The following is a 2,500-nucleotide window of genomic DNA, read 5'->3' as shown; positions in this document are numbered from 1 at the left end:
TGCAAATCTCAAGAAGTACATTCTATTACGAAGCGAAAGAACAAGCAAAAGAAGAGAAAATCACAGAAGCAATTGTGGAGATTTTCAACAAGAATCGAAAAGCCTACGGCACGCGAAAGATCAAAGTTAAGCTCCAGGAACAAGACTTCATCGTGTCCAGGCGTCGCATTGGCCGGATCATGAAAGAGCAAGGCCTAGTATCCACTTACACCATAGCTCAGTATAAGCCCCATAAATCGGCTTGTAATGAAGCACCATCAACGAATGTGCTGGATCGTGAGTTTGAGCAAGCCGAAATCAAACGCTTTGTCGTCAGTGATCTGACATATGTGAAAGTCCAAAACAAGTGGCATTACATTTGCGTGCTCATCGACTTGTTCAATCGAGAGATTATTGGTCATAGTGCAGTGCAGGTCCAAAAAAGGACGCTGCTCTGATTTCACGCGCCTTTGCTACGGTACAAGGTGATTTGCGTCAAATTCAGTGGTTTCATACGGACCGCGGCAGCGAGTTTAAAAATCAAAGGATGGATGAGCTGCTGGAGACCTTTGAAATCGGTCGATCTCTAAGTATGAAAGGCTGTCCCTATGACAATGCCGTGGCCGAAGCCACCTACAAAGTCATGAAAACCGAGTTCATCCACCAGTTGAGCTTCCAGAGTCTTCGTCATCTGGAATTGGAATTATACGATTACGTCAACTGGTTCAACAAGCATCGGATTCATGGAACGTTGGGGGTATCTGACACCTGTTCAGTATCGCCAAGAAGCCCTTAAAAAAGCTGTCTGATTTACTGTTGACAATCCAAGTGGAGGACGACTGGAGGGATAGAGGGATGTGTGTTGCTAGATCCGTAGGGTCCTTGGAGACGTAGGTTGCTGCTGTGTAAAGTGGGACTCAGTTTGATGAGCTGGGTCTTTTTGTTTTGAAAGTAGGGTCGTGATCTTTGTGAAGGAGAGAAGTGTTAGTAGAAAAAGTGGAGATATGGCACTCGGGGCGCAGGCTGCTGAGGGGAATGAGACCGAAGTGTGAAGTGTGATTCAGTTTGATGAACTTGGTCTTTTTGTTTTGGAGGTGGATCGTGAGCATGGCAGGGGGAGATTCGCTATCTAGGAAAAGTGGAGGTATTGTACTAGGGACCTAGGCCGCTGAGGGGAAGGGACCGATGTGTAAAGTGGGATACTGTCTGATGAACTGGGTCTTATTTGCTTTGGAGGTACGGCCGTGAACGCGGTGAGGGAAAGAAGAGGTTGTAGGTAAAATGGAGGTGAGGTACTTGGGTGCAGGCCATCGAGAGGGAAGGGGCCGTTGTCTAAAGTGGATTTAGTTCGATGAACTGGGCCTTGTTGTTTGGAAGTAAGGTCGTGATCTTGGCGGGGAGGGAGGGGATTGTAGGAAAAGTGGAGGATCTATCAGGTACTTTGAGATTCAATTTGATGAACTAGGTTTTTGCTTGTGCAAGGACTACTAATTGTAGTGAGCGTTCATAGTGGAGGTATTCTTCAATCATCCGGCGCCGGAAAGTAGGAACTTGCAAGTCGAGAAGAGACTTAGTTCGGTGAAGCGGGAGTAGTTCTAATGACTAATCAGAGTGGAGGGGTTCGAGTTCACAACTAGAGCGGCGGTTTGGAACATGGAATGTATAGTTCCTAGGGAGGGATGAGGTTAGGTTAGGTGCATAGAGAAGTATGGACTTTGCAGAAGGAATGAAATGGCTTGATTCCTAAGTGGGGAGCGAGTCCTATTCTTTTACTCGATTATCATTCATATAGATCAGGTCGAGTTGATGGCGTATTGATTCTGACTTTGTATCGGTCACTTCTTGGAGCGCCATAACTCTGGTGATGAACTTTCACATCATTGGGTAGGATAACAAAGAATGATAACAAAAAATGAAGTTCACTCATGGTTGTTAGGTCATTCAGCGAATTTTGTTCGCTAGGCGGCAAATATGACCAAAAGTTGAGTTGTGACAGGCTGTCCAGCCGTGATAAGATAACTCTTGTCGCCGCGAGAGACACGCGGTGGTAGCCCAACGAAGAGCGAGATTTTCAATCGCGATGTTGGGAGATGAACAACCTGTTGATCCTTGAAAACTAAACGAGTGTTACAGAGATCTGATGCGAGTCAAGATACAAACTTTTTCAACTTTTATTGAGAGTTTGATCCTGGCTCAGGACGAACGCTGGCGGCGTGCCTAATACATGCAAGTCGAGCGGACCGGAGGGAGCTTGCTCCCAAAGGTTAGCGGCGGACGGGTGAGTAACACGTGGGCAATCTGCCCGACAGACTGGGATAACGCTTGGAAACGAGTGCTAATACCGGATAAGCGATTCCTTCGCATGAGGGGATCGAGAAAGAAGCTTTCGCTTCACTGTCGGATGAGCTCGCGGCGCATTAGCTAGTTGGTGAGGTAACGGCTCACCAAGGCGACGATGCGTAGCCGACCTGAGAGGGTGATCGGCCACACTGGGACTGAGACACGGCCCAGACTCCTACGG

General features: G+C 47.5%; 1 rRNA gene and 1 pseudogene (both running past the window's edge). Both read left to right on the top strand.

Annotated features, from left to right (window positions below):
- Window positions 1–788 (top strand): annotated as a pseudogene (locus CIG75_RS18420) (IS3 family transposase); it begins 339 nt to the left of the window's first position.
- Window positions 789–2,149: 1,361 nt separating this feature from the next.
- Window positions 2,150–2,500 (top strand): 16S ribosomal RNA (locus tag CIG75_RS18415) (it continues 1,194 nt past the right edge of the window).

The organism is Tumebacillus algifaecis (assembly GCF_002243515.1).
Lineage (GTDB): Bacteria > Bacillota > Bacilli > Tumebacillales > Tumebacillaceae > Tumebacillus_A > Tumebacillus_A algifaecis.
The sequence above is the reverse complement of the archived record's forward strand: the minus strand, read 5'-3'. Positions and strand labels throughout refer to the sequence as shown.